22 protein-coding genes and 1 pseudogene are annotated in these 26,267 nt (G+C 67.6%); 6 read left to right on the top strand and 17 right to left on the bottom strand.

Going from position 1 to position 26,267, the window contains the following annotated elements; genetic code table 11:
* The first annotated feature begins 43 nt into the window (after positions 1–43).
* Positions 44–1,111, top strand: coding sequence for an NAD(P)/FAD-dependent oxidoreductase (locus tag ACZ5YD_RS03720; RefSeq protein WP_379741760.1), 1,068 nt, complete (start codon positions 44–46; stop codon positions 1,109–1,111).
* 44 nt (positions 1,112–1,155) lie between these two features.
* On the opposite strand, the gene menD is transcribed toward ACZ5YD_RS03720, so the two are convergent.
* On the bottom strand, positions 1,156–3,000 hold the full coding sequence (gene menD / locus ACZ5YD_RS03725) for a 2-succinyl-5-enolpyruvyl-6-hydroxy-3-cyclohexene-1-carboxylic-acid synthase (protein WP_379741763.1): 1,845 nt from the start codon (positions 2,998–3,000) through the stop codon (positions 1,156–1,158).
* Positions 3,001–3,151: 151 nt separating this feature from the next.
* Here menD and ACZ5YD_RS03730 point away from each other — a divergent pair, with 151 nt between their 5' ends.
* Positions 3,152–3,895: a nucleotide exchange factor GrpE gene (locus ACZ5YD_RS03730; protein WP_379741766.1), complete on the top strand. Its 744-nt coding sequence runs from the start codon at positions 3,152–3,154 to the stop codon at positions 3,893–3,895.
* A gap of 1 nt (position 3,896) precedes the next feature.
* Here the strand turns inward: ACZ5YD_RS03730 and surE are convergent, their stop codons facing one another.
* The 4 genes from surE to ACZ5YD_RS03750 form a co-directional block, all read right to left on the bottom strand.
* Positions 3,897–4,757 (bottom strand): 5'/3'-nucleotidase SurE, encoded by an 861-nt coding sequence (surE, locus tag ACZ5YD_RS03735; RefSeq protein WP_379741769.1) that lies wholly within the window; start codon positions 4,755–4,757, stop codon positions 3,897–3,899.
* Positions 4,758–4,836: 79 nt separating this feature from the next.
* A complete protein-coding gene (locus tag ACZ5YD_RS03740; protein ID WP_464384460.1) occupies positions 4,837–5,208 on the bottom strand; it encodes a type IV pilin domain-containing protein in 372 nt (123 codons plus the stop codon).
* Between the two features lie 336 nt (positions 5,209–5,544).
* Complete coding sequence (locus ACZ5YD_RS03745; RefSeq protein ID WP_379741775.1) at positions 5,545–5,796, bottom strand: type IV pilin domain-containing protein; 252 nt, start codon at positions 5,794–5,796, stop codon at positions 5,545–5,547.
* 160 nt (positions 5,797–5,956) lie between these two features.
* Positions 5,957–6,151: a hypothetical protein gene (locus ACZ5YD_RS03750; protein WP_379741778.1), complete on the bottom strand. Its 195-nt coding sequence runs from the start codon at positions 6,149–6,151 to the stop codon at positions 5,957–5,959.
* 131 nt (positions 6,152–6,282) lie between these two features.
* On the opposite strand from ACZ5YD_RS03750, the gene ACZ5YD_RS03755 reads away from it, so the two are divergent.
* Positions 6,283–6,921, top strand: coding sequence for an RraA family protein (locus tag ACZ5YD_RS03755; protein WP_379741780.1), 639 nt, complete (start codon positions 6,283–6,285; stop codon positions 6,919–6,921).
* A gap of 17 nt (positions 6,922–6,938) precedes the next feature.
* Here the strand turns inward: ACZ5YD_RS03755 and ACZ5YD_RS03760 are convergent, their stop codons facing one another.
* Both ACZ5YD_RS03760 and ACZ5YD_RS03765 read right to left on the bottom strand, forming a co-directional pair.
* Positions 6,939–7,697: a DUF7847 domain-containing protein gene (locus ACZ5YD_RS03760; protein WP_379741783.1), complete on the bottom strand. Its 759-nt coding sequence runs from the start codon at positions 7,695–7,697 to the stop codon at positions 6,939–6,941.
* A 172-nt stretch (positions 7,698–7,869) separates the two neighbouring features.
* Positions 7,870–9,759, bottom strand: coding sequence for a hypothetical protein (locus ACZ5YD_RS03765; RefSeq protein ID WP_379741786.1), 1,890 nt, complete (start codon positions 9,757–9,759; stop codon positions 7,870–7,872).
* A 169-nt stretch (positions 9,760–9,928) separates the two neighbouring features.
* Between ACZ5YD_RS03765 and ACZ5YD_RS03770 the strand changes: the two genes are divergently transcribed.
* On the top strand, positions 9,929–12,145 hold the full coding sequence (locus ACZ5YD_RS03770; RefSeq protein ID WP_379741789.1) for a hypothetical protein: 2,217 nt from the start codon (positions 9,929–9,931) through the stop codon (positions 12,143–12,145).
* A gap of 21 nt (positions 12,146–12,166) precedes the next feature.
* On the opposite strand, the gene ACZ5YD_RS03775 is transcribed toward ACZ5YD_RS03770, so the two are convergent.
* A complete protein-coding gene (locus ACZ5YD_RS03775) occupies positions 12,167–14,881 on the bottom strand; it encodes a PAS domain S-box protein (RefSeq protein ID WP_379741792.1) in 2,715 nt (904 codons plus the stop codon).
* A gap of 116 nt (positions 14,882–14,997) precedes the next feature.
* Positions 14,998–15,522, bottom strand: a complete 525-nt coding sequence (locus ACZ5YD_RS03780) for a TrmB family transcriptional regulator (protein ID WP_379741795.1) — start codon at positions 15,520–15,522, stop codon at positions 14,998–15,000.
* Between the two features lie 245 nt (positions 15,523–15,767).
* Between ACZ5YD_RS03780 and ACZ5YD_RS03785 the strand changes: the two genes are divergently transcribed.
* Positions 15,768–17,549: a rhomboid family intramembrane serine protease gene (locus ACZ5YD_RS03785; protein WP_379741798.1), complete on the top strand. Its 1,782-nt coding sequence runs from the start codon at positions 15,768–15,770 to the stop codon at positions 17,547–17,549.
* A gap of 25 nt (positions 17,550–17,574) precedes the next feature.
* Here the strand turns inward: ACZ5YD_RS03785 and ACZ5YD_RS03790 are convergent, their stop codons facing one another.
* From ACZ5YD_RS03790 to ACZ5YD_RS03800, 3 genes are all read right to left on the bottom strand, one after another.
* On the bottom strand, positions 17,575–18,234 hold the full coding sequence (locus tag ACZ5YD_RS03790; protein ID WP_379741801.1) for an METTL5 family protein: 660 nt from the start codon (positions 18,232–18,234) through the stop codon (positions 17,575–17,577).
* Position 18,235: 1 nt separating this feature from the next.
* Positions 18,236–18,637, bottom strand: coding sequence for a DUF7961 family protein (locus ACZ5YD_RS03795; protein WP_379741804.1), 402 nt, complete (start codon positions 18,635–18,637; stop codon positions 18,236–18,238).
* Between the two features lie 147 nt (positions 18,638–18,784).
* Positions 18,785–19,785 (bottom strand): IS630 family transposase gene (locus ACZ5YD_RS03800; RefSeq protein ID WP_379801110.1). Its coding sequence is split into 2 segments (ribosomal slippage): positions 18,785–19,293 and positions 19,293–19,785, totalling 1,002 coding nucleotides; the frame shifts between segments, so codons are not numbered across the junction.
* A gap of 183 nt (positions 19,786–19,968) precedes the next feature.
* On the opposite strand from ACZ5YD_RS03800, the gene ACZ5YD_RS03805 reads away from it, so the two are divergent.
* On the top strand, positions 19,969–20,919 hold the full coding sequence (locus ACZ5YD_RS03805; RefSeq protein ID WP_379745561.1) for a transcription initiation factor IIB: 951 nt from the start codon (positions 19,969–19,971) through the stop codon (positions 20,917–20,919).
* A gap of 130 nt (positions 20,920–21,049) precedes the next feature.
* Here the strand turns inward: ACZ5YD_RS03805 and ACZ5YD_RS03810 are convergent, their stop codons facing one another.
* The 5 genes and pseudogenes from ACZ5YD_RS03810 to ACZ5YD_RS03830 form a co-directional block, all read right to left on the bottom strand.
* Entirely contained in the window at positions 21,050–22,774 is a 1,725-nt protein-coding gene (locus ACZ5YD_RS03810) for a flippase activity-associated protein Agl23 (protein WP_379745558.1), read from the bottom strand.
* Positions 22,775–22,924: 150 nt separating this feature from the next.
* Positions 22,925–23,674, bottom strand: a pseudogene (locus tag ACZ5YD_RS03815) (ribonuclease H-like domain-containing protein); the annotation flags it as partial.
* Positions 23,675–23,782: 108 nt separating this feature from the next.
* A complete protein-coding gene (locus ACZ5YD_RS03820) occupies positions 23,783–24,685 on the bottom strand; it encodes a cation diffusion facilitator family transporter (RefSeq protein ID WP_379745555.1) in 903 nt (300 codons plus the stop codon).
* A 68-nt stretch (positions 24,686–24,753) separates the two neighbouring features.
* Entirely contained in the window at positions 24,754–25,311 is a 558-nt protein-coding gene (locus ACZ5YD_RS03825; RefSeq protein ID WP_379745552.1) for a DUF7122 family protein, read from the bottom strand.
* Complete coding sequence (locus tag ACZ5YD_RS03830) at positions 25,308–26,237, bottom strand: RsmB/NOP family class I SAM-dependent RNA methyltransferase (protein ID WP_379745549.1); 930 nt, start codon at positions 26,235–26,237, stop codon at positions 25,308–25,310. Before ACZ5YD_RS03830 ends, ACZ5YD_RS03825 begins: the two co-directional genes overlap by 4 nt.
* Positions 26,238–26,267 lie beyond the last annotated feature (30 nt).

Raw genomic sequence — 26,267 nt, forward strand, 5'->3', positions numbered from 1 at the left:
CCATGGCGCAACCTACATAGGCCCCGATCGCCAACCCTCAGCCATGAGCGAGGACGTAGTCGAACACCGACGGCTGATCATCGCCGGGACCGGCATCGCCGGGCTCACGGCGGGGATCTACGCCGCCCGCGCGAACAACGAGCCGCTCATCCTGGAGGGCGACGAGCCGGGCGGGCAGTTGACGCTCACTACCGACGTCGAGAACTATCCCGGATTCTCCGAGGGGATCTCCGGGCCCGACCTGATCAACGAGATGAAAGCGCAGGCCACGAAGTTCGGCGCCGAGACGAAAAACGGCGTCGTCGAGTCGGTCGCGGACTCGGACCGCCCGTTCCGCGTCGAGTTGACGAACGGCGACGTCTACACCTGCGACGCCTTCATCGCCGCCTCCGGAGCGTCCGCACGGACGCTCGGCATTCCGGGAGAGGACGAGCTCATGGGCTACGGCCTCTCGACGTGTGCGACCTGTGACGGCGCGTTCTTCCGCGGCGAGGACATGCTCGTCGTCGGCGGCGGCGACGCGGCCATGGAGGAGGCGAACTTCCTCACCAAGTTCGCCGACACCGTCTACATCGCCCACCGCCGCGAGGAGTTCCGCGCCGAGGATGTCTGGATCGACCGCGTGATGGAGAAGGTGGAGGACGGCGAGATCGAGATCCTCCGGAACACGGAGGTCACGGAGCTGCACGGCACGCCCGAGGACGGCATCGACCACGTGACGCTCGTCGAACACCCCGAGGGCCACCCCAAGGAGAAGCTCGAGGATCCGGCGACCGCCGACGAGGTCGAGGAGTACGACTTCGAGGTCGGCGCCGTCTTCTTCGCCATCGGCCACACGCCGAACACCGATTACCTCGAGGGAACCGGCGTCGAGCTGAACGAGGAGGGATACCTCCGGACCGAGGACGGCGCCGGCGCGGGACAGACCCGGACCGGCGTCGAGGGGCTCTTCGGTGCCGGCGACGTCGTCGACTATCACTACCAGCAGGCCGTCACCGCCGCGGGCATGGGCAGCAAGGCGGCCATCGACGCCGACGAGTACCTCACGGAGCTCGAACGCGCCGGCGAACTCGCGGAGCCGGACGCGAGCCCGGCCGCGGCTGACGACTGATCGCGAGCCGCCGCTGAATCACTATTTCCGGTCGGATCGCTTCGCTATTCTCCCGACTCCGCCCCGAGAGCCGCCTCGACCGCCCGATCGCGCAGTCGCTCGCGCGTCCGGTGGCTCGATTCGGCATCGAACCGAACGTCGATCAGGGTGCTTCCGGAGCGTTCGCGCGCCTCCCGGTAGGTCGCGGCGAGCGCGCTTCGTGGGTCGTCCGCCATGCCGCTCCCGTCACCGTCAGCCACGCCGCTTCCGTCGCCGTCCCCACCCTCTACGCGGGCGTCGATCCGCTCGTAACGGAGGCCGTGAAGATCGGCGAGCGCTTCGAACTCGAGGCCGTGTGGCGTCTTGAACTGTTGGGTGAACTCCGGTTCGAACCTCTCGATCGGCAGCGCGTGGAAGATCCCGCCGCCGTCGTTGTTGATCGCGACGACCGTGGCCTCGAGGTCGAGCCGGTCGAGCGCGAGGAGGCCGTTTGAGTCGTGATACAACGCGAGGTCGCCGACCACGAGCGTGAGGTCGTCGGTCGTCGCGGAACCGGCACCCAGTCCCGCGGAGACGATACCGTCGATGCCGGAGACGCCCCGGTTACCGCAGACGGTGAGGCTCCGCGTGGTCGGGCGGGCGAACCGATCGAGATCGCGAACGGGCATCGAGTTGGAGACGAACATCGTCGCGGGATCCGGGACGGATTCGGCGATGGTCGCGACCGCACGACCCTCGAAGAACGCCTCCGACTCCTCGAGGACCCCGAAGGCACGTTCGTCGGCGTCCTCCCACTGGGCGCGCCACTCGCCCGACCCGCCGCCGGCGACCAGCCGTGAGAGGTCGCCGCACAGCCGATTCGGCTCGGCGACGACGAGGTCCGTGGCGGCGAACTCCGCCTCGCGCCACCGCCCCGCCGGATCGACGACGTACTCGTCGGCGGAGGTGGCAGCGAGGTACTTTCGAAGTCGCTTGGAGGTCGGCGAGGCACCGAGCCGGAGAACCACCTCGGGATCGCGCCACGCCGGCGCCGAGTCCCCGGCCGCGTCGGCCGAGAGGTAGGCGTCGTAGCCGCCGATCACGGGCGCGACGCGGGTGTGGCCGCCGAAACGGACTCCCGAGAGCGGGTCGGCGAGAACCGGGTGGCCGGTGGCGTGTGAGAGCGCGGTGACGGCCTCCGGATCGAGACCCGGGGGATCGGCCGGTCCGGCGACGATCAGTCCGCGGTCGACGGAGAGCGCCTCCGCGAGCGAGCGCAGGTCTCCATCGTCGACCCTCGTGGCGCCGCCCGTTCGGGAGACGTAGGGGCCCTCTCGGCCGGTCTCGGACGCCGGGTCGAGGTCGTCGGGCACGTCCCCGGGGACGGGAGTCGGCTCAAGGGGCTTCGCGAACGGGACGTTGAGGTGAACGGGGCCGGGGTCGACGCCCTCGGCGGCCTCGACCGCCCGCGCGACCGTGGTCCGCAGCGAGGCGAGCGTTCGGTCGTGGGCCGCCGGCTCCGGGAGGTCCTTGTAGTACCGGACCGCGTCGCCGTAGAGCTTCTCCTGGTCGGCGGTCTGGTTGGCTCCCGAATCCCGGAGTTCCGGCGGGCGGTCGGCGGTGAGCGCGAGCAGCGGCACGCGCCCCTCGTCGGCCTCCATCACGGCCGGGTGGTAGTTGGCGGCGGCGGTCCCGGAGGTGCAGACGAGCGGCGTGATCGCTCCCGTGCGGCGGGCCCGCCCGAGCGCGAAGTAGGCCGCCGAGCGCTCGTCGAGCTGTGAGAAGACGTGGACCTCCTCGTGGCGCGCGAACGCCATCGCGAGCGGCGTCGAACGGCTGCCCGGCGAGATCACGGCCGCCGAGACGCCGGCGCTCGCCAGCCCGTCGACGATCGCGTTCGCCCAGAGCACGTTCCGATTCGGCGCGGTCATGGACCCCCTTCCCGCGCGATGGATTATAAACTCCCGAAAGTTCCCGCGAACGTTCCCTCCGGCACCAAAACGATGGCGAACGCGCGGAGCGGAAGACGTCTCTCGAAGCGTTTTTGCAAGCCTTATGCCCGCCGGGACCCACCGATCGACCATGAGCGAGGACGACGCCGTCGAGATCGAGTTCGAGGACGAGGACGCGACCCCCTCGACGTCGGATGCGGACGACGCGGACGATGCGGTCGACGGGGACCCGACGGTCGGCGTCGACGGCCGGGATGCGGCCGCCCGGGGCGAAAGCGGAAGTCCCGACGCGTCCGGCGAGTTCGGTCTCGCCGAGCGCATCGCGGAGCTCGACGCCCGGGGTGTCGACGATCTCGCCGACGAGGCGGCCGACCTGGAGGCGCGCCTCGCGGAACGCGAAGCGCGTATCGAGACGCTGGAGGCGGAACTCGAGGATCGCGAGGACGAAATCGACGACCTCAGGGAGCGGTTGAAGCGCAAGCAGGCGGACTTCCAGAACTACAAACAGCGCGCGAAACGACAGCAGGAACAGATCAAAGAGCGGGCGGCCGAGGACCTGATCGAGCGGATCGTTCCTGTTCGCGACAACCTGGTTCGCGCGCTCGAACAGGAGGAGGGCGCGGACCTGCGCCCGGGCGTGGAGTCGACCCTCGAGGAGTTCGATCGAGTTCTCGAGGAGGAGAACGTCGAGGCGATCGAGCCGGACCCGGGATCGGACGTCGACCCCGTTCGCCATCAGGTGATGCTCCGGGTCGGAAGCGACGAGCCGGAGGGGACGATCGCCGAGGTCTACCAGCCCGGCTACGAGATCGGCGACTCCGTGATCCGCGAGGCGCAGGTCACCGTCAGCGACGGAAGCGGCGACGAGGAGTAGCTCAGTTCTCGGACGTCGAGGTCCCGACATCGGCATCGATCTCGACGCCGGCGTCGACGCTCTCGTAGGTCTCCGCGAGCCCGTCGAGGGCCTCGTGGTGGCCGCTCGTGTGCGGCGCCGTGAGCGGCGAGACCGAGACGCGCCCCTCGACGATCGCACGCCGGTCCGTTCCGGGCGGGTCCGGGAGGTCGCCGGTCTCCATGCGGTCCCAGATCCGGTCGTGGAGTCGGACGCCGTTTTCGGGCGTTCGGCTCGCGTCCATCTCGTAGAGCTGTGAGGGTTCGGTCACCTCGATCGGCGCCCGTTCGGCGGGATTCGGGCCGGTCTCGCCGTCGGCCATCGGCGCGTTCACGTTCAGGTAATCGACCTGTTCGAAGACGCCGGCGCCCACGGCGTGGTCGACCAGAAATCCGGTGGTCGCGCTCGCGTGTGCGAAGTCCCGGAGGTCGAGCGACCACTCGGACGGATCCTCGCCGGCCGGGACGTACATCGACGTCGCGATGGCGGGGACGTCGAAGAAGGCCGCCTCCACCGCCGCGGAGACGGTGCCGGAGCGGCCGAGGACGTACTCGCCCAGGTTCGCGCCCTCGTTGCACCCGGCGACGACGACGTCGGCGTCCGGGACGAGTTCGCTGAGCCCGACGACCGCGCAGTCGGCCGGCGTGCCCTCCACGGCGTAGCCGAGTTCGTGGTCGTGGACGACGACGTCCGTCGAGAGCGACCGCCCCACGGAGCTCTGGTCCGCGGCCGGGGCCACGGCCACCACGTCGTAGCCACGCTTCGACAGCGTGCGGTGAAGGGCGCGGAAGCCGACGGTATCGATCCCGTCGTCGTTCGTGAGAAGGATCCGATCGACGCTCATACCGCTTGCAGGGCCGGCGACTTCAAAAGCGCTCCGCCGTCACGACGAATGCCGCGGGAGGGCCGAAGGAGTGGGGTGTTTAGCTGTTGTCCGGCGCGGTGCTCGATCCGAGCGTGGCCGAGGAGCCGCCGCTGGAGGCCTGCCAGTTCACGGAGACGGTTTCCTCGTTCCAGTTGCTGCTCGCTGTGAATTCCTTTGAGGTGCCCGCTGAGAGGCTCCCCGACCAGTCACCGCTGTTAATGCTTGCATCCCCACCGCCGGTAGCAGTTACAGTCACGGTATTCGTATCCGCGTCGATCGTATCCCCTCCTGAGTGCGTGATCGTGACCCCATCCGCGGAATCGAACTCGAAGTCGAAGCTCGCCGTCGGCTGGGTGTCCTGAAGGCTGTCGCCGAGGCCGAGCACGAAGGTGCCGATCACGGCCGCGAGAATGACCGTGATCGCCACCATCAGGATGACTCCGATAACCGGTGAGACCGCGCGATCCTCCGTGAACAGTCGCTTGATGTCCGTGGGTTGCATGGTGATCAGACAGTCGTCGGATGGCCCCGATCGAGCAACTCGATCGGGATCCCCCTCCCGTGGACTGACGATCGAAACTATCGGACGGGGATACATAAGGAGAATGACTAAATTATGAGATCTGATGCTCGGCTCCCCGTCGTCTCGGAAGACGATCACAGGAGAGACGCGGACGGAACGGTGAGACGGTGGATCCGTGGGTGGATCGATGAGTTCGATGCGAACCGTCAAACGGGACCGATCCGGAATGTTCCGTTAGGGGGTCTACACGAACGAGTAGTCGGCGTCGCCGTCACCCGTCAGGATCTCTCCCGCCCGGTCGGCGATCGTGGCGACGTCGATCCCGAGAACGGTGGTGGCCAGGACCCCGGCGACGATCACGGTCAGTCCGACCATCAGGATGATGCCGATCGGGGCCGAGGCGGCTCGATCGGTCCCGGTGGCGTCGATCGGCACCTTCAAACTCCCGAGGACGCCCTCCGCGAGAACGAGCAAACGGGCGACGGTTCCGAGCATATCCGTGATACGCTCCAGCGGCACAAAACTGTTTGGTGAACCAACAGGTCCGAGCGTGGCGGTGTGCCGAATCACGGTGTATCGCGTTTCGACCGACACCGCTCACGTCCACGCTCCGCGTCCGCGTTGGACGGCCGTGTTGTACGCCCTCCGATACCTCTCAGCGGTGGTTGCGTCGGTGTTCGGTGATCCGACGAAGCGCCTCAAGCGGCTTATCGTTCCGGAGGAGCCGTTCCGTCTCCCGACGCACGTCGCGGTCGATCAGGCCCCGGTCGGCGAACTCGTCGACCAGCCGTTCGGCTTCCCGCTCGTAGTCACGATTCGGTTCCCCCCGAACCCGTACGTGCTCGGCCATGCTCGTGCCTCCCTATTCGAACCGATCCCACGGACGTACATAAGTTTGTGGTACGTGGTAACACGATCCTCCGGGCGGAGGCGAGTGGAATCGCCGGTGTATATTTATACCGCCTGTTCGTGGGAGGTCGTATGACGACGGACGTCGATCCGGTAGACGAGACGGTCCTCGAGGGGTTTCGCGATCTGTCCTCCGCGGTCGTCGCCGACACGAAACGCGAGGACGTCGCGGTACTGGAGGGCTCGATTCGGGCGATCCATCGCGACTGTTCCCTGGTGGGGACGGCGAAGACGACGCGTGTGGACCCCGAGGCGATCTGGCCGCCGGTCGAGTCGGTCGTGGACGCCGACCCGGGCGAGGTCCTAGTCGTCGACGCCGGCGGGGCGGTCCGCGAGGCGGTCTGGGGCGAGCTCCTCTCGACGTACGCGAAGGAAAGCGGCGTGGTCGGGATGATCACGGACGGGGCCGTCCGCGACATCGCCGACATCCGGGAACTTGAGTTCCCCGTGTTCGCGCCCGCCCGAACCCCCCGCGGCCCGAGCGGCGACGGCGAGGTGGAGGCGGACGTGCCCGTCGCCGTCGGCGGCACGCTCGTCTCACCCGGCGACGTCGTGATCGGCGACGAGACCGGCGTCACGGTGGTCGATCCCGAGAACGCGGACGCGGTTCTCGAGGAGGCGCAAGCGATCGAGGAGACGGAAGGGGCGGTTCGAGAACACGTCGAAAACGGCGTGTCGCTCGCGGACGCGATGAACCGCGCCGGGATGTGACCGACGGGGCGACCGTTTCAGAGTCCGGTTGTCGCGCCGCGGGCGCCCGTCTCAGCCGCTCCGGGCTCCGCGATCTGTCTGTAACAGCCGACCAGCACGCCGATCCCGAAGAGGGTCACGACGCTCGTAACGATCGCCGACGCCACGGCGCCGGCGAGGGGGAAGAACACCCCGATGAAGCCGAAGACGCCGCCGGCGATCCCGCCGACGACGGCGATGATGAGTCCCAGGGCGAACAGTCGAAGTCGATTCCCCCGCGCGAGACCCCAGCTTCGCTGCAGCGCCTCGATAACGCCGGCGTTCTCGAGAACGACGGCGAGCTGTGCGAAAACCAGGCTGACGGCCAGGAAGATCCCCGGCAGGATGAGGAACACCGTGCCGATCGAGATGGCCACGAACGTGATGATCGAGACGACGATCGTCACGACGGTCGTCCGGGCGAGCCGCCGCGTGTGATCCGCGGACGGTACGTCGTCGATGTCGGCGTACATCGCCCGCATGGCCACGATCGAAAGGACCGTTCCGAGGATCATCAACAGAACGACGAGTCCGGCGCTGACCGGCATCGGCAGGTCGATCGCCAGGGGATACACCTGGCCAGCCGCGCCGGACGGCATCGTGTTCGGAACCAGTCCCGCAAAGAGGGACTGGAAGCTGGCCTGGCTCGCTATCTGGAAGACGACGTACGCACCGATGAGCATCGCTCCACCGCGTGTCGTGAGGCGATCGGCCCCGTAACCGAGGGCGTCGCCGAGTGCTATCTTCGTGGAGGGCACATCGGGAAATCCCCACCGTTCCACATAAAACCCGGGCACGGCGGACCGAAATTGGCGTCCGGTTCAACGCCCCCAACGTGATCACCGCGGGAACGCGGGTGGCGTCACTCCCGGAACGTAGGTGGCGTCACTCCCGGAACGTAGGTGGCGTCACTTCCAGGACGCGGGAGTCCTACTCCGACGAATCGGGCCGATCACGGGGGGTTCCCGAGACTGTCGATCGCCCGGCCGACTCCGGAGGATCGCCGTCGGCTCCGTCCGTCGCTCCGTCGGCATCCTCCCGCGTTCCGCCTTCGCTCTCGGAACTGGCGGCGATCCGGTACGCGAGGTAGATGCCCAAAAGCGGGACGACCGCGAGAAGCAGCCCGGGCTGCAGCTCGTAGCCCGGCGGCATCCATCGGTTGAGGAGTCTGAATCCGACGACGATCGAGAGCACCGCCAACCCGGCTCCGACGAGTCCGCTGACCACGTCTCCGCGTTCGCCCATGCCGAGCGTGACGCCGAACCCGGCGGCGACGGCGGGGAGGATCAAAAGGAGCCCGTACACCGTCCGGGTTCGAACCGAGATCCACGCGAACAGGACGGCGCCCACGACGCCGAGGACCGCGCCGAGGATCGCTCCGGCGACGATGCCGCCGCCGATAAGGTCCTCCGGAAACGACGCGTCGGATCGCCCGTCCGCCGTGGACCCGCCTTGGACGTCCGTGAGGACCTCGTCGGGCTGTGGAACGCCCGCGGTGGACGTCCAGCCGAGGTAGACGCCCGCCGCGTTCGCGAGAATCGCCAGCGGGCTGAACGTCACGACGGAGACGAGGAGGCCGAACACGTACCAGACCGCACCCGCTACGTGGACGACGGGCGAGCGCTGCGGGAGGCCGAAGGCGTGCCCGAGATACACCGCGCCGATCGGGATGCCCCAGAGTCCGAGCGCGGGGAACCCCCACAGCTGGATGCCGACGAGAAGCGACGAGAGGACGAGGAGCCCGCCGAGCGCGTAGCTCAGGTAGCTCCAGTACGCGATCCGGTCGTTTCCGGCCTCACGGGGGTGGACGAACTCGGGGTCGACCTCGAGGACGTCCCGGACGTCGCTCGGACCTCGGATCTCCGCACCCTCGAGCTGGTCCCGGATCCCGGCGATCGACTGTTTGCCGTCGTCGGATCGGCTCCGTGAACGGCCGACCACGTTTCCGGCGTCGGTCGCGTTACCGGTGCCGGTCGCGTTACCGGCGTCGCTCGAGGCGGCCGAGGTGCCCGCGTCGCCCACGTCGCTCGAGCCGTCCGCATCGTTCGCATCGTTCGCAGTGAGCGTACCCCCCTCGTCCAACTCGTCGACGTACTCGTCCAGGAACACGAGTTCGGTCTCGCCGCTCGCCCTCAGCCCGCCGTTCAGGACCTTCAGGCCGGCGACGACGATCGCGATCGCGCCGAGGCTCACGGTGAGCAGGTACACTCCGCCCATCGTGAGCAGGCCCCAGCCGACGAGCCCGGCGACCCACGCCTCCGTGGCCTCGTACTTCCGGATGCCGTACCAGGCGCCCCCGAACCAGGCCGCGGTCAGGAGGTGGTTCGTCGTCCCGCCGGTGGCCTCCGTGAGGAAGGTCACGAATCCGACGACGATCCCGAAGGGCGTTCCCGAGGCCGCCTCGACGAGCGCCGAGGAGGCGACCGCCAGGGCGAAGAGCAGCCCGAAGATCGCCGCGACGTACTTGTTCGCCCGGTTGAACTCCCGAAGGCGGGCTCTCGACTCCGGGATCGACTCCCCGCTCCCGGCGGCCGTCGAATCGCCAGAGACCTCCGGGTCGTCGACGCCGGCCGGTTCGGAACCCGACCCGGAGTCGTCGGTGAACCGAAGCGTGATCCTCGAGAGGGCCCAGATCACGAACCCGACCACCGCCACGAGCGCGGGCACGAGAAGCTCCGCCAGTCCGATCGGAACGTTCAACGACTCGAAGCTCACCACGTAGAGCCCGACGACGATCGCCGCCGTGATCCCGAGGCTGATCAACGCCACGATGCCCCCCAGCGTTCCCAGCCATCTGAGTGACTTGTTCCCCCAACCCATACCTAAAAGATCTGTCTATTTTGTAAAAACGTTACGGCAAAACGCGTCGCAGGGGCGGCTCGAGGGCTGAAACGCTCGAATATCCCTCGGAACCATCCGGAGACGGCGGCGATCGCGAGGAAGACGGATATACTCCGACCGCGTATCTCGACGTCGGAGCGAGACCCACATGTCCAAAACGAACGGGGACGGAGCCGGTGACGGCCCGCCTCCCGACGAACGACGGCGCCGGCTCCTGATCTACGCGGGGCTCGGAGCGGTCGGTGCGAGCGGAGTCGCCGGCGCGTGGGCCGTCTCGCGTCCGGATGACGGAAGGGGGTCCGGATCGGGGCCCGTGGAGCCGTCCCCGACCCCTTCGCGATCACCCACTCCCGACGACGAGGACGGCGTGGACGACACTCAGCCGGTCCCCTCGATAGTCGTCCGACACGCCCCCGACCTGTACTTCGGCGCCCTCGAGAAGTGGTTCCCCGCCGATCCACGTTTGTACACGGTGGAGAGCGACGGAAGGACCGTCGTGGACGGGTTCACGGCCCTGGAGGGGTACTCGGAGGCGTTCGCGGAAACCGACACCCCGCCGGCGCCGACCGCGTTCTACCGGATCGTCGAGGCCGCGGACGGCGTCGACGCGATCCAGTACTGGTTCTACTCCGTCTTCGACCAGTTCACGGTCAACTTCCACTGGCACGACTGGGAGCTGCTGCAGGTCTTCGTCGATCGCGAAAGCGGGACGCCGCTTCTGGTCTCCGCGAGCGCGCACTCGCGCGCCAGCCCGAACAACGAGTTCCTCGAGCCCGACGTGAGCGACGGTCGTCGCGTGGGGATCCTCTCGGAGGTCGGGTCACACTCGAGCGCCAGCGAGGTCAACGACCGGGTCCCGAGCTTCGAGCGACTCCCCGACGACGAGTGGGGGTCCGACGTTACCAACGACGTCCTCGACGTTACGACCGGTGTGACGGCGCCGTTCGCCTACGGGCTCCCGCGCGATGAGGGGGCGCGTCTTCCCTTCGTGATGCCGGAACTCGACGGGCATCGCCTCGATCGACACCCCGGGCTATCGGTCGATCGGGGGGACTTCATCGACGAGCGGGTAACCGTGGACTCCTGGCGCGGGCTCCCGCGCCCGCCCGCGGACGTTCCGCTCCGGGAACCGGGACCGGTCCTCGCCCACGAGAGCAGTCGAACGGGGACGGAACTGACCTACGCGCTGGAACCCATCGAGGCCGTCCGCGACGCCGTCGACGACTTCGTCGGCCCCCAGTTGAGCTTCGAGTTCGCGATCCCGGGATTCCTCGAGGACCGATACGCGAGCCACATCACGTCCGTGGGAATTCCGTGGGAACAGGAGCGGTACGACGATCCCCTCGCGGACGTGACGGATCCGGGCCACAGACGACGGATCGACGGGGAGCGACCGCCGGGACTGACGAACCGCGTCGTGGGACACGTTCGCCACCTGCGGGCCGGATACGACGGTGATCTCGGACGCGTCGCGGACGGCGCCCGGGAGTCGCTCTCGGGATCGATCCCGGTCTCGATGTACGACGTGCCCGTCGAGGGCGCCGTCCGACTCGCCAGCGAGGATCCGGTCGCGACGGTCACCCGTCGAGGCGAGTTCGGATATCTCCACGTCGTTCCCGGCGAGCACGAACTGGTCGTGAACGCTCCGGGGATCGCACCGCTCGCCCTCGGGTTCGAACACGAGGGAGGTCTCCGCCGAGTCGGCGCGAACGGCGTGTTGACGGTCGTCGCGAACGAGGACGCCGGCTGGGTCCGCGGCGACGGCCGGGAAGCGACCGGGATCGAACGCGTCCGCGTGATCGAAGATCATGTCGGCGTCGTCTACGAGGGACGGCCGATCGAGGAGGACCGGTTCGCCGTGGCGGTCCACTCCGAGGGACGCTATACCGTGGAAGTGGTCGATTCCGAAGGGCGTCCCGGCGCCTACCGGGTCGGTCCGGAGGACTTCGAGGACGGAACGGACGCGGTCCGCGAGCCCGTCGAGACCGGCAAGGCACCCCTCGCCGAGACGCTCGTCGGGGAGGCCGAGCGGCTGGTCGACCTCGCGAGGGCGCTCGCCGCTCGCGAATCGGACGCGAACACGGATTCGGACTCGCAGGACGTGGACTCGGAGAACGAGGTCACGGAGCGCCTCTCCCGGGCGCTGGAGGAGGCCGACGCCGCGAGCGGGCTGGCCGAACGCGGGGACGCCTCCGCGACGGACGATCGGCTCTCCCGCGTCGTCTCTCTGTTCGAGGAGACGCTCGAAATCCTCGCGAGCGGCCGGTCCGGCTCTTACGACGATCCGGCAACGGAGACGCTCTCGAACCGGATCGGTCCGGCGATCGTCCGTGCCGAGACGGCGCTCGCGACCGAGCTCGGGTAGCCGTTCGAACCCGGCGACGACTCACGACTCGAACTCGACGCCGGTTATCTCGAAGCGCGCGCCGCCGGCCGCGCTTTCCGTCGCGCGGACCTCCCAGCCGTGTGCCTCCGCGATCCGCTCGACGATGCTTAGTCCGAACCCGGTTCCGGACCGGTTCGTCGAGTAGCCGGCCTCGAAGACGCGGTCGTGTTCGCCCTCCGGAATCCCGGTTCCGTCGTCCTCGAGGTAGAATCCGCTCTCCATCCGACCGACGGAGATCGTGAGGTCGGGACCGTCGTGTTCGGCGCCGGGTTCGATCGCGTCCCCGTGAGCGTTCGAGCCGGGGCTCGTCGAGCCATGCTCGACGGCGTTTCGAACCAGGTTCTCGAACAGCTGTTTGAGCCGGGTCCGGTCGGCACGGACCACCGTCTCCCCATTCACCTCGAGCGAGGCGTCGGCGGTCTCGACGGTCTCCCAACACTCCCTCGCGACCGTCCCGAGGTCGACCGGTTCGGTCTCGGTCACGGCGTCCCCCTCCCGAGCGAGGGTGAGCAGGTCGTCGATCAACGACTGCATCCGGTCGTGGGCCCGTTCGACCGCCTCCAGGTGGTCGTCAGCTCCCTTCCCGTCCCCATCGAGCGTCTCGCGGGCCAGCCGCAGTCGTCCCTCCGCGACGTTCAACGGGTTTCGGAGGTCGTGGGAGACGATGCTCGCGAACTGCTCGAGCCGCTCGTTCGCACGTTTGACCGCCTCGCGTTCCGTGACGTCGACGTACATCGCCAACGCCGTATCGGAGGCGTCGGGCGCGTCGGGGACCTCACGGAGCGGAACCGCTCGCAACAGCGTCTCGACGACCTCCCCGTCGGCGGACGAGAACTCGCGGGGCTCCATCGTGAACTCCCCCCGGAGCGCCCGCTCGTATCCGCCACCGTCGAGCAACGCCTCCCTGGAGTCCGGTGTGTAGAACTCGGCGAGGTCCCGTCCGACCACGTCCTCCGCGTCGTATCCCAGCGTCTCGAGGAACTGCTGGTTGCAGTCCTCGACGATCGGGCGTCCCTCCTCGCTTCGGGTCATCACCGCCATCACGGGCGCCTCCTCGAAGAGCGTCCGGTACTGCTGTTCGCGCTGTCTCGTCAACTCGGCGAGCTCCTCGGTCTTTCGTTCGAGCTCCCGCTCGTACTCCTTGCGCTCGTCGATGTCGAGGTGGATCCCAACCGCGCGGACCGGATCGCCGGCGTCGTCGCGCTCTACGACCCTGCCGATGTCGCGGATCCACTTCCAGTCGCCATCCGCGGTCCGCATCCGGTGTTCGGTGTCGTAGTAGGCCGTCTCCCCCTCGATGTGGGCCTCAAGGGCGGCCTCGACCCGCTCGAGGTCATCGGGGTGTACGCGCCGCTCCCACGCGTCGATGTGTGACCGGATCTCCGCCGGCGAGTAGCCGAGCATTCGCGCCCATCGATCGTTGAACTCCACCTCGTCGGTGCGCAGATCCCAGTCCCAGACGCCGAGATCCGCCCCTTCGACCGCGAGCTGGAGGCGGTCCTTGAGTTCGCGAAGCTCACGCATGCGATCCTTCTGTTCGGAGACGTCACGGGAGATGACGAGGAACCGATCCCCGTCGTCGACGGGGAGCCGGGTGGCGTGTACCCGAACCGGAAACGGCTCCCCGTCCGGACGGCGAAACTCCGTCTCGAGTTCGATCCGGTCTCCGACGTCCATTCCGCTCCAGATGGCGCGCAGTTCGTCGGGATCGGCTTCCCGGTCGATCTCCCAGACCTTCCGGCCGACGAGCTCGTCCTTCGGCTGATCGAACACCTCCCGAAAGCGACGGTTCACGTCGACGATGGTTCCGTCGGCGGTGTGAACGTCGATCATGTCGGGAGACCGCTCGAAGAGCGCCTCGAGACGGGCCGTCGTTCGCTCGAGGCGCGCTTCGCGTTCCCTGCGTTCGGTGACGTCGGTGATGAACCCCTCCAGGGCGATCAGGCCGTCGTCGCTCCCTTCGCCGGTGCCGTCGTCGTACACGCCGCGTCCCCGCTCCCAGACCCACTTCGTGGTCCCGTCCTCGGTCACGATCCGATAGGTGATCTCGAAGGTGCCGTCGGCGGAGAGCCCCTCCTGGACGGCCTCCCACGTCGATTCGCGGTCCGCCGGATGGATCACGTCCTCGCCCCACAGCACCTCGTTTCGTGCGATCCGGTCCGCGGAATGGCCGGTGAGCTCCGCGACTTCCCCGTCGACGATCTCCATCGGCCAGCCGGACTCGTTTCGGCACCGATAGACCATCCCGGGGAGGGTGTCGACGAGCGTCTCCAGTCGCCGCGTTCGCTCCGCCAACAGCTCGCGTGAGCGGGCGGACTCGACGGCGTTTTCGATCCGGTTCGCGAGCAGCTCGTACTGTTCGGTTCCGGTCTCCTTTTGGAGGTAATCGGTCACTCCGGCCGAGATCGCTTCGCTCGCGATCTCCTCGGACCCCTTGCCCGTATACAGGATGAACGGGAGCTGTGGATCGTCCTCGCGGATGGTCTCGAGGAGCTCGATCCCGTTTCGACCGGGCATGTCGTAATCGGAGACGACACAATCGACGCCGTCGAGTTCGTCGAGTTCGTCGAGTTCGTCGAGCGCTTCCTCGGCGCTCTCGACGGTCCGCACCGCGAACCGGTCGTCCGTCCGCCGCAGGAACGTGGCGACCAACTCGGCGAATTCGGGCTCGTCGTCGACGTGAAGCACGTCGATCGTGTCGATGGTGGCGGTCATGGAACGCTGCTCGTTGGTTCGAACACACGGCCGCGGGCCTTAAGAAGTACCCCGGCGGGACCTCGAATGGCGCGTCCCACGGAGCGAACGACCGTCGGGAACGTTCCGCGTGGACCTCACCCGTCCTCGAGCGGCGCCTCGATCCGTTCGACGTCGACGAGCACGGTATCGGACGTATCGGAGAGCGCCGTAACACGCCCCACGAGCCCGAGTCGCGAGACCGGCGTCGGTCCGACCACGATCGGGTCGCCCGCCTCGAGATCGCTTACAACCTGTCGAAAGTGAACGTACGCCTTGCACTCCGTCGGGTGATCCACGTTGATGAAGTCGATGTCGTCCACCGTGACGCTGATCCGGTCGTACTCCCGCGAGAGCACCATCGACTCGGCGTCGTCCAGCTTCTCGCGATCGAGAAGGTCGAAAGCCCGGTCGGTCGGCTCGTACCCGCCTTGTGGCCCCGTGACCCCGTCGACGAGTCGAAGCTGTTTCAGCGTGTGCATCTGGTTGCGGACCGACCCCGCGTTCCTGTCGATCCGTCGGCCGAGCGTGCGAGCCTTGACCGGCGATTCCTCCGGTCGGTATTCGTTCACGAGGGCGACGAGGATCCGTTCGTGAGTGTTGGAGAGCTCCGCGGTTTCCATTGGTTTCGTCTATGGAATCGGCGCGAACGCGGATAAGTGTTCACTCGATTGTGAACTGGTGGGAATCCCCCACGCCGCTCGATCGGGGTCCACGATCGAACGGAGCCGTCTCCGGATCGCCGACCAAATCCGACGGGACGACTTCGCGGACCGACTCCACAGGGCCGAACCCGCCGACCGACTCCGACGGATCGAACCGCCGCGTCACCCGGAGGTTCATTAGGCACGACGACCGACACCGGCGTATGCTCCCCGACTGGCTGCCGCTTCACCGGCTGGCCATTCCGGTCGCGTTCGCCGCCGCGCTCGCGGTCGTCGTGGCCATCGACCGCCCCCGCGGTTCGTGGGGGCGGCGGCTCCGGTCGCGGTTCCTCCTCGGCGTTCCGTGGGGAACGCTCGTCGCGGTCGCCGTCGTCGTCTGCGTCTACCTCTTCGTCCAGCGGGGGATCGACGACCCGACCGACCCGGTCGTCATCCCGTTTCGTGCGTGGTCGTTCTTCTACCCCGAGGGGATGTTGCTCTCCGGGCTCTCGCACGCGAGCCTCGGCCACGTCGTCGGCAACCTGCTCGCCACGCTCGTCGCTGGGAGTCTGGCCGAGTACGCCTACGGCCACTTTCCGCGGCGACGCGGAGGGATCTCCTTTCGGACGCCGCTCGAGAACCCGTTCGTTCGCGCGTTCCTCGTCGTTCCGGTCGCCATCGTCGCCGGCGCGATCCTCTCGAGCGTCTTCGCGATCGGACCGGTGATCGGCTTTTCGGGCGTCGTCTTCGCGCTGTGGGGGTTCTCGTTGGTCCACTATCCGCTCGGATCGATCGTCGCGTTGGCGGGCGTCTCGCTCCTCAACCTGGTGTACGAAGCGCTTCGAGATCCGGTGGTGCAGTCGGCCGCCAGCCCGTCCTACGGGGGGCCCTGGTGGGCGAACATCTCGATCCAGGGACACGCGATCGGGTTCCTCCTCGGCGTCCTCGTCGGTGCGGCGCTCCTGCGTCGCCGCCGCGGGCGGAGCGTGGATCCGGAAGTCGGACGTGACGGCTGGCCCTCACGCTCGGCGCTCGCCGTCTTCTCCGGCGTGTTGTTGTTCGCCTCCTCGCGGTCGCTGTGGGCGGTCTACTGGTACCTCGGGAACGAGCGGTACGTGCTCTATCGAGCGGTCGGGATCGGCCTTATCGTCCTCCTCGCGCTCCTCGTCGCTCTCGCGGTGGCGGGGCGGCGCGAGCCCATCGTCCCCTCGTGGTCGGTTCCGAACCCGGAGACGTTTCGGGACGCGGTTCGATCGTCGTCGCCGCAGTCGGCGGGACTCGTGCTCCTGCTTTTCGGCCTGGGCATGCTCGCCGGACCCGCCATCGCCCCGAACCTGCTGGCCGTGACGGACGAGGAGCTGCCCGGCGACCCGATCGAGGTAGAGGGCTACGAGGTGACCTACGCCGAGAACGTGTCGAACCAGATGGTGAACGTCGTGGACATCGAGGCGTTCGACCGCTCGACGCGGGTGAACACCTCGGGCGTGATCGTCAAGAACGCCGACCGCGGCATCTGGATCACCGCCGTCTCGCGCGGGAACCTCCAGTACTGGGGCTCGCGCTCCGTGGACGTGGGGGGAACGGGCTGGCGTGAGACGGTCGTCGCCACACGAACCGGGTGGAACGCGGTCGGTGGCGGGACCGCCTATCGCGTCGACTTGGAACACGACGGCGAGCGGAGAACGGCCTTCCGGTCGGAACCCGCCACGGCGGAGCCGACCATCGAGGGATGGTCCGTCTCGGTCGCGGCGGTCGACGAGGGGTTCGAGGTCGCCGTGCGCCGCGGAAACGGAACGAACCCGTCCCTGGACGTGGAGGACGACGCGTTCGGAGCGGGCCCGACGGCGGAGACGGCGCCGTTACCGGGACAAAACGAATCGGTCGAGCTGAACGGGCTGACGCTGGTGCGCGAGGATCGACGGATCTACGCGGAATCGAACGGGACCCGCGTTCGCGTACTCGAGCTTGAGCGTCACGAGGGCCGCGAGCGGCTCCGGAACCAGTAGGGCGACGAGCAGCCCCGAACGAGAGCTACGGCGATCCCGTCGAATCGGATCGGTCCGTGCCCGTCGACCACTCGATCCGGTAGACCTCGGTGTCGATCGTCTCGGTCTCGGACTCGTGGTGGTCGAACTGGGCGTCCACGTCGAACTCGGCCGCGAACGCGTGAGTGACCTCGCCGCCGTGGTCGGCGGCGAACGATCGGAGGAACGACTCGCTGCCGGCGTTGTGGACGGAGTAGGAGACGTCGGCGATCGAGCTCGCGGTCTCGAGAAATCCGCGATCGGCGTGGCGGTTCCCGTCCTGGGCGCCGAACGGCGGGTTCATCAGGACGGTCGTTCGCTCCGTGGGACAAAGCGGGGCACGGGTCGCGTCCGCGCGGATCCAGTGGACCGGCGCGTTCGTCCCGACGCGCCGCTCGTTCGCCCGTGCCGTCTCGATGGGTCCCGCGTCGAGTTCGACGCCGATCACCCGTGCCGGGCCGCGGAGGGCGGCCGCGAGCCCGAGCATACCGGTTCCGGCGCCCAGGTCGACGACGGTTCGACCCTCCACGTCGCCCTGGAGGTCGGCGAGGTGGACGACGTGGGCGGCCAGCTCGGGCGGCGTCGGGTACTGCTCGAGCGACGCGTCAGGTCGCTCGAAGCCCGCGACCACGCCGAGCTTCGTCGCCAGCGAGCGCTTCGAGGCCATCTCACTCGGCGAGCGTCGACTCGCCGGTCACACGGAACGTGACGCCCTCCCGCGAGGCCCGTTCCGAGAGCGCCGCGAGCGCGGGCTCGACGCGGTCCGGATCCTCGACCTCGTCGACCGTCACGTCGATCCGGCCGACGCCGAGGAAGGCCGCGGCCCGGACGAGCCCGCGCAGCCTGTCGGCCTCCGCCTGGGTGGCGAGCGAGCAGTCCTCCGCGAAACACGCGGTGACGTCGAGGCCCGCGGGCTGGTAGCCGCGCCGTGACAGTTCACCTTTCAGATCGCGGAGGTACTCGGGGGCGGTGCTCTCGAGCTCCGCGCCGTCGATGACGACGGGCTCGACGTCCGCGGGTCGACACTCCGCGATCGGCCCCTCGACGGCGGCGGAATCGGTGGTGCTCATGTTTCTACATATTCCCTGGTTATACATATATGTTTGTAAATGTCCAATAGTAATAACCGCCCGTCGATGAACGGTTACCTGACGTCGATGAGCGCCCCCGGCCCCCATCAGTTCCCGATCACTCTCACGATCTCAATATAGTAGATGTTAGAAATAGTTACTCACTTTTGGAATAGAGAGTTGTTCAAGAGCGGTGTCAATCGCTGTTGTAAGCTCGTTGAGTGAGTCAAAGAAACGATTGCTGAGCGCTGTTTGAAGCTGTCTCCAGCATTCCTCGACTGGGTTCAACTCCGGCGAATACGACGGAAGCGTCACAAACGCGAGGTCGTCACGGGCCGCGAGGTCCGTGACGGCCGACGCCTGAAAGTACGGTGCTCCATCGAGAACGACGATCAAGTCATCTTTGAATTCTTCACATAATGCTAAAATGAAATGTTTTGCGTGATCGGCAGTGATGTATTCTGTGAACCGAGAGAAGAAGCGATCACCATCTTCGGTGATCGCGCCGAGCAAGCACGTCCAATCCCGTTGGCCGGATAATTCGACAGACGGCCGCGTGCCGCGCGGAAACCACGCGGCACGCGGCTCAACTTGGACGGATTTCTTGGTTTGATCAATACAGACTACTGTGGCGTCCATTTCCCGCCGCTTTTTTTGATCTCGTTGTAGAACTCGTCTTGCTCGTCATCGTCGGATTCAACGGCTGAACGGCGTGGTTTTTGATAACTCAACCCAGCCTCTTTCAACAACCGCCGACAGCTCGGGACTGAGTACTCAACGCCGTAGGTTTCTTCAAGGTATTGTTGTGCGAGCGCCGGCGTCCACGCCGGCGCGTCAAGGCCGACCTCTTGGGGTGATTCGTGGACTGTTTGCTCAAACTCTTGTTGCTTTGTTTCTGAAAGTTTCCGCTTTCGTCCAGATCGATGAGCATCAGAAACAGCCTGTTCAAACGGCTCGTCAGTATCGAGCCGCTTGAGCCAGTTATAGATCGTTTTTCGTTCTGTATCGTACCACTCGGCAAGTTCGGTTTGCGTGACACCATTTTTGTACGCGATCGCGGCTAACAACCGTTGTGTCGGCTTGTTTCCGTCAACATTGTCAAGCGCCTCTTGGAGTTCTTCGACGGAGATCTCGTTGAGGTGATCCATTAGATACTATATTAATCTCTGAGTAAAAAATTCTATCGGCTACTATAGCTCGGCACGCTCGTCCCGGCACGCCACTCGTTCGGGATCAACCAGGGAACCAGTCATGTGACTGGAATCGATCACGGATGCACGTTTTCGATCCGTCACCAAGGTTTAAATGCACCACCGACCACAAACCTTATAATGGAACGTCCGAGCAGACAGCGACAGCAGGAACGGGACGTCGAACAGGAGGCCGAGGAAACGCTGTCCTGTCCGGAGTGCGGCTCCGCGGAGATCGTCGCCGACGCCGACCACGAGCTGGTGTGTGATGACTGCGGGTTGGTCATCGACGAACGCCAGATCGACCGCGGTCCCGAGTGGCGGGCGTTCAACCATTCGGAGCGACAGTCGAAATCCCGTGTCGGCGCCCCGATCACGGAGACGATGCACGACAAGGGGCTGACGACGACGATCGACTGGAAGGACAAGGACGCCTACGGCCGGTCGCTCTCCTCGGAGAAGCGCTCGCAGATGCACCGACTGCGCAAGTGGCAGGAGCGCATTCGCACGAAGGACGCGGGCGAGCGGAACCTGCAGTTCGCGCTCTCCGAGATCGACCGCATGGCCTCGGCGCTGGGGGTGCCCCGGTCGGTTCGTGAGGTGGCGTCGGTCATCTACCGGCGGGCGCTCGACGAGGACCTCATTCGCGGGCGGTCGATCGAGGGGGTCGCCACCTCCGCTTTGTATGCCGCCTGCAGACAGGAGGGGATCCCCCGGTCGCTCGACGAGGTCGCGGAGGTCTCACGCGTCCCGCAAAAGGAGATCGGCCGGACGTATCGGTACATCTCCCAGGAGCTCGGCCTCGAACTCAAGCCGGTCGATCCCAAGCAGTTCGTCCCCCGGTTCGCCTCCGCGCTCGACCTCAGCGAGGAGGTCCAGACGAAGGCGACGGAGATCATCGACGTCTCCGCCGAGGAGGGGCTGCTCTCCGGGAAGTCGCCGACCGGCTTCGCCGCGGCGGCGATCTACGCCGCCTCGCTTCTGTGCAACGAGAAGAAGACCCAACGCGAGGTCGCAAGCGTCGCCCAGGTGACGGAGGTCACCATCCGCAACCGGTATCAAGAGCAGATCGAGGCGATGGGGTTCCGCTGAAGGAATCCCTACCGTCACGCCGTGACGAACGGTACCGCTTGAACGTGTTCGCGATCACCTCGATCTGAGCGGAACTCCTGGGTGATCGTCACATTAGTCACCACAGTCCTCGCCGAAATATCCGACCGCATCACGACCCCGGCCCGGAACCCGCGAGGAAGACGACGACCTCCCGGTTCCACAACCCCAGCCGGACCGTCCGCGTCCGGTGGTTCGAAAGCCGCTCGGAGAGGGTACCCTCGTGGGCCGGATCGGCGATCACGACCGCCGGTTCGCCCTCGAGGTCCCCGGGGCGTGCGACCGCGGCCGTCTCCGCACCGGTTCGCTCGACGTACCAGGCCATCGGCAGCCGCTCGCCGAAGGCGGCGCGATCCGATTCAGCCTCGATCGGCGGCCGGTCCAGGGCCGACTCGTCGCTCGCGACGTACCGTTCGCCGACCCACACGACCCGGTCGTTCGGCGAGTCGACGCTCGCGAGGGCGGTCTCCATCTCCCCGACGAGCGGTTCGAGGTCGTCGGCCGGCTGGCCGTACTGGGCGAACCGGCCGTCCGGGGACGGCGAGGTTGCGACGTCGTCGAGGACCACCACGGCCCCGTGGATCGCGACCGCGGCGAGAAGCAGCGTCGCGACCGCGGCTCGGGCGGCGCGGCGATCTCCGTCGGCCTCCGATCGAGTGAACCCGCGTTCTCCTCGACCGTACCGATAGATCGCGGCCAGTCCGACGCCAGCCGGGATCGCCGCCGGAACGAGGACGTGAACGCTCGTCCAGGGCGCGGCGACGGTGGCGACGACCGGATAGCCGATCAGCCCGAGACCCGCCCACGCGGAGGCGAACAGGACGACTCGACGGTGTCGTCGCCTCGCGGGCTCGATGAGTCCGTATCGGTCGGCGAGGAGCCCACCAACTGCGACCGCGAGGAGCGGCCCCGCGGTGACGAGGGCGGTCGAGATCGCGTCCGTCACGAACGGGAGGAACTCCGTGCCCTCCCGCCCGAGCACGCGAACGCCGACGAAGACCGCCACGGGCTCTCGAAACGTCGTCCGGGCGAAGCCGATCGGATTCGCGAGCGCCCTCGCCACCCCGTCACCGCGCGGGGCGAACACCACGGCCCACGTGCCGAGGAGGACGAAGACCGCGCGTGCGAGCGGCGTCGCTCGCGCGTGGAGCCACCGTCCGGCCGCAGCCGATCGCTCCGCGAGTCCCGTGGACGTGTCGCCGCCGTCGATCCGATCGTGGTCGACGGCGACGAGCGCGCCGGCGAGCACGAGAACCAACGTCGCGACGGCGAACCCGGAGAACCCGAACGCGATCACCCACGCCGCGACGCCGGCGTAGAGGTGGCGATCGGGGCCGAGGGCGTCGAAGGCGTCCTCGCTGTCTGCTTCCCGACCGTCGGTCGAGACGGTCACCCATCGGAGCAGCCAGCCGACGGCGACGAGCGCGGCACCGGCGGCGAGGACGTCGCCGCGGAGGAATCGACCGTATCGAACGAGCGGAGGGGCGAACGCCAGCACGACCGCGACGGCGACCGTCTCGTCGTCCCGGAGGTGCTCTCTGAAGGCGAGCGCGGCCGCCGGAACCAGCCCGGAGGCGATCGCGACCGGCAGCCTGGCGACGAAATCGCTGGCGCCGAACACGGCGAGCGTTCGTCCGCCGAGGAGGTAGACGAGCGGCCCGCCCGCGATCGGGCGATACTCGTGGACGCCGGTCTCGACGTATCGAAGCGTCCAGTAGCCGACCCGGGCCTCGTCCCAGTGGAACGGTCTGTCACCGAGTCCGGCCACTCGAACGAGAACGGCGGCCGCGACCACGGCGAGGACGGCGAGCCGCGTTCGGTCCGGATCGCTCGACATACCGGTGGTCTCGGCCCCCCGCGGCAGGAACGTTTCGGTTCACTCCCCGCCGTGAGAACGGGTCGCCCCCGCCTAGTCCACCGGATCGTTCCGGTCTTCCGAGTCCGCCGGGTCCACCGGTTCCGACGGATCCTCCGCCTGGTCGTAGGTCACCGACTCGAAGACGTCGCGGTGGAGCGACGAACAGACGCGATCCGCGAGCGCCTCCAGGTTTCGCGTGTCCGCCCGGTTGTAGGAGACGAGCGTCTCGAGGGCCTCGTCGTCGCCGCGTTCGTACTCGTGCCACAGCCGGACGGCGTCGCGACCGGAGAGGTCCGGACGGTCGCGCGTGATCCCGATCTCGGATTCGATCGACTTGAGCCCGCCCGAGAGTCCGAGCCGGCGACACGGATACATGAGGTCGAGATGGGGCGTGTCGACGTCGATCCCGAGAGACGTCTCGAGGAAGGGGACGTCGAAGCGCGCGCCGTTGAACGACGCGAGGAGCGACGCCTCCGCGAACCGCTCGCGGACCGCCTCGGCGGTCAGGTCCTCGCCGCGAACCAGCGTGGTCGTCTCGTCGTCGTGATGGAAGCTCACCGTCGTCACGCGGTCGCGATGCTCGTCGAGGCCGGTCGTCTCGATGTCGAAAAAGCAGGTCTCCGACCGGAAGTCCTCGTAGAGCCGCCAGCGCTCGGAGCCGGGGAAGGCGTCGTCGAAGAACCGGGCGTTCCCCTCGACGAGGTGGGCCCGGGCGTGGTCGATGAACGTCTCGATCCGGTCGGCCGTCGTCGATCCGACGCCCCGGACGTCGATCGAGGGATCGAAGGCATCCCAGTCGGTGATCCCCCGCTCCCACAGCCGCCGTTCCGTCGCCTCCCCGACGCCGCGGACGGGGATGAAGCTGTTCTCGATGCGCACGTCTTCATCCGGGCGGTCCGTCCCCTTGAACCTCGCGACGTGACGCCGGGGTTCCGACCGCCGAGACGGCTCGTGTCGTGAATCGGGCCCCGTGAGGGGTCCCTTGGGCTACTCGAGCAGTCCCTCGGAGGCGTCCTTCCACTCGCCGAGTCCCGACGGGTCGAGGTGGACGTGGACGTCGCCGACCTCCGGGTCGTCGCGAAGCCGGGTGATGAGTTCCGTCTCGAGGTCGTGCGCCTCCCGGAGGGTCATCTCGCCGTCGACCTCCACGTGAACCTCGACCTCGATGTCGGTGCCGTCGTAGAACACCCGCAGGTCGTGGACGCCCTCGACGGCCGGGGTGGACCGCAGGACCCTTCGGATCCGTTCGGCGTCCTCCTCGGGCGGGGCCGCGCCGACCAGGTACCCCACGTTCTCGCGGGCGATGCGGATCCCCTCGTGGATGACGAGCAGACTCACGAGCCCGCCGGCGATCGCATCGAGCACGGGAACGCCGAGGAGCACGCCGAAGACGCCGACGACGGCCGCGATGGAGGTGTAGATGTCGTTGAGACTGTCGGCGACCAGCGCGTCGAGCGCGGTCGAGCCCAGATCGGCGTTCACCCGCATCGTGTAGCGATACAGCAGGTACATATCGGCGATCGAGAACGCGAGCGCGCCGAGCAGGAGGACGTCGAAGACGACGTCGGGGCCGACGAGCAGCGCGGTGGCCGACTCGTACAACAGGTTGCCGCCGAGCAACACGATGACGGAGCCGACGAACAGCGCGGTGAGGGGTTCGATCCGCTGGTGGCCGTGCGGGTGGGTCTCGTCCGGTGCGGTGTATGCCGAGCCCCCCCAGAGAAACACGACGAGGCTCGCAACGAGATCCGCAACCGAGTGGGCCGCGTCGGCGACGAGGGCCACGCTCCCGAACGTCAACCCGACCGCCCCCTCGACGACGATCTTCACGGCGTTGCCGAGGATGTTGACCCCGGCCGCGCGCTTGAAGCGACGGCCCTCGCTCGTCATACCTCCACTCGCGGGCCGGGAGTTCTTAAGCGATCGCGTCTCGGCGGGGCCGACCAGTCCGGCTCGGACTACGCCAGATCCCGGCGGCTCCCCTTCGGAACCCGAGATCGAAGCTCGCCGTGGAGGTAGAGCCCGACGCCGATCGGCTCCGCGTCCCCCGCGATCTCGTGGGTTGCGATGAGGTACCCCCAATCGCCGTCCCACCGCTCGACCGGCTGGTCCTCCCCGGCGAGGAACGACGTCGCCTCCTCGGGTTCGAGGTCGATCACGTTCCGGCTCGCGTGGCGGCCGAACCGGGAGGCGGTGCGGGTCGTCGGCTTCCAGTGTTCCTGGCGCGTCCGCAAAAGCGTCATGCCGAGCGCCTCGATCCGGGCCGGGTTCGTGGCCTCGCCCGCGTACACCCAGATCTTCCCGGCACCCTTCTCGTAGAAGTCGTAGGGCTCGAAGACGGCGGGGTCGACGCCGAAGCGCGTCTCCCACCACTCGAGCACCTCCTCGCGGGTGGGTCGTCCCGGAACGTCCCGGTCGTCGTCGGTCGCCGGAAGCCGGTCGAACCGTTGCCCGTCGTTGGTCGGGGGCGCGTCACTTGCGTCTCCGCCCGCGCCGTCGCCGCCGTCCTGGCTCATCCCGCGGTCACCCCCTCGTCGTCGGTGACGCGCAGCTTCGCACAGAAGAACCCGCCGGTGTCGTTGTGGTGCGGGTAGACCCGGTGGGCCAGCTCCATCGCGTCGTCGAAGCGCTCGCCGTCCCACTCGGTGACCCCGGGTTCGGTCCGGACCGGGAGGTCGAACTCGACGAGCTCGCAGGATTCGTTCTCGAGGACGTGTTGGAGGACCGCCTCGTTCTCCTCGGGAGCGAAGGTGCACGTCGAGTAGACCACGGTGCCGCCCGGCCGGGTCGCCTGGACGGCGCGCGTGGCGATCCCCTTTTGTACGCCAGCGACCGCCTCGACGTGTTCGAAGGTCCACTCCTCGAGGACGTCGGGGTTCTTTCTGCAGGTCCCCTCACACGAGCAGGGGACGTCGACGAGCGCGTGGTCGAACGCCTCGAACGGGAAGGGGGACAACGAGACGTTCCGGGCGTCCTGGTTGGTGACGGCGATGCTCGTCGCGCCGAGACGCTCCGCGTTGTGTCGAAGCGCCGAGAGCCGACCGAGGTTGTTGTCGTTGGCGACGATGGTCCCCCTGTCGTCGACGGCCGCCGCGATCTGGGTGGTCTTGCTCCCCGGCGCGGCACAGGCGTCGAGGACCCGATCGCCCGGCTCCGCCTCCAGCGCGAGCGCCGGCAGGACCGACACCTCCTCTTGACCGTGGATCCAACCGTGGACGTACGGCCAGTTTCGTCCCGGGCTCCCGTCGGGAAGCCGAAACAGCCCCTCGTGCCAGTCGACGGGATCGACGTCGATCCCCTCCTCGCGAAGCGCCCGTCGAACGCGATCCGGCGTCGCCTTGATCGTGTTGACGCGAACCACGGACGGGAGCGCCCGATCGCAGGCCGAGAGAAACGCCTCCTCGTCGTCGACGAGCGGTAGGTACCGCTCGAGCGGATTCATACCGCTCCTTCGGGGACGCCGGGTTTGTCC

The organism is Halopenitus salinus, from assembly GCF_055397165.1.

What these genes read in the sequence shown, in the direction of transcription:
- ACZ5YD_RS03720 (WP_379741760.1), top strand. Translation starts at nt 44, where the DNA reads ATGAGCGAGGACGTAGTCGAACACCGACGGCTGATCATCGCCGGGACC.
- menD (WP_379741763.1), bottom strand. Translation starts at nt 3,000, where the DNA reads ATGACCGCGCCGAATCGGAACGTGCTCTGGGCGAACGCGATCGTCGAC.
- ACZ5YD_RS03730 (WP_379741766.1), top strand. Translation starts at nt 3,152, where the DNA reads ATGAGCGAGGACGACGCCGTCGAGATCGAGTTCGAGGACGAGGACGCG.
- surE (WP_379741769.1), bottom strand. Translation starts at nt 4,757, where the DNA reads ATGAGCGTCGATCGGATCCTTCTCACGAACGACGACGGGATCGATACC.
- ACZ5YD_RS03740 (WP_464384460.1), bottom strand. Translation starts at nt 5,208, where the DNA reads ATGGTGGCGATCACGGTCATTCTCGCGGCCGTGATCGGCACCTTCGTG.
- ACZ5YD_RS03745 (WP_379741775.1), bottom strand. Translation starts at nt 5,796, where the DNA reads ATGCTCGGAACCGTCGCCCGTTTGCTCGTTCTCGCGGAGGGCGTCCTC.
- ACZ5YD_RS03750 (WP_379741778.1), bottom strand. Translation starts at nt 6,151, where the DNA reads ATGGCCGAGCACGTACGGGTTCGGGGGGAACCGAATCGTGACTACGAG.
- ACZ5YD_RS03755 (WP_379741780.1), top strand. Translation starts at nt 6,283, where the DNA reads ATGACGACGGACGTCGATCCGGTAGACGAGACGGTCCTCGAGGGGTTT.
- ACZ5YD_RS03765 (WP_379741786.1), bottom strand. Translation starts at nt 9,759, where the DNA reads ATGGGTTGGGGGAACAAGTCACTCAGATGGCTGGGAACGCTGGGGGGC.
- ACZ5YD_RS03770 (WP_379741789.1), top strand. Translation starts at nt 9,929, where the DNA reads ATGTCCAAAACGAACGGGGACGGAGCCGGTGACGGCCCGCCTCCCGAC.
- ACZ5YD_RS03775 (WP_379741792.1), bottom strand. Translation starts at nt 14,881, where the DNA reads ATGACCGCCACCATCGACACGATCGACGTGCTTCACGTCGACGACGAG.
- ACZ5YD_RS03780 (WP_379741795.1), bottom strand. Translation starts at nt 15,522, where the DNA reads ATGGAAACCGCGGAGCTCTCCAACACTCACGAACGGATCCTCGTCGCC.
- ACZ5YD_RS03785 (WP_379741798.1), top strand. Translation starts at nt 15,768, where the DNA reads ATGCTCCCCGACTGGCTGCCGCTTCACCGGCTGGCCATTCCGGTCGCG.
- ACZ5YD_RS03790 (WP_379741801.1), bottom strand. Translation starts at nt 18,234, where the DNA reads ATGGCCTCGAAGCGCTCGCTGGCGACGAAGCTCGGCGTGGTCGCGGGC.
- ACZ5YD_RS03795 (WP_379741804.1), bottom strand. Translation starts at nt 18,637, where the DNA reads ATGAGCACCACCGATTCCGCCGCCGTCGAGGGGCCGATCGCGGAGTGT.
- ACZ5YD_RS03805 (WP_379745561.1), top strand. Translation starts at nt 19,969, where the DNA reads ATGGAACGTCCGAGCAGACAGCGACAGCAGGAACGGGACGTCGAACAG.
- ACZ5YD_RS03810 (WP_379745558.1), bottom strand. Translation starts at nt 22,774, where the DNA reads ATGTCGAGCGATCCGGACCGAACGCGGCTCGCCGTCCTCGCCGTGGTC.
- ACZ5YD_RS03820 (WP_379745555.1), bottom strand. Translation starts at nt 24,685, where the DNA reads ATGACGAGCGAGGGCCGTCGCTTCAAGCGCGCGGCCGGGGTCAACATC.
- ACZ5YD_RS03825 (WP_379745552.1), bottom strand. Translation starts at nt 25,311, where the DNA reads ATGAGCCAGGACGGCGGCGACGGCGCGGGCGGAGACGCAAGTGACGCG.
- ACZ5YD_RS03830 (WP_379745549.1), bottom strand. Translation starts at nt 26,237, where the DNA reads ATGAATCCGCTCGAGCGGTACCTACCGCTCGTCGACGACGAGGAGGCG.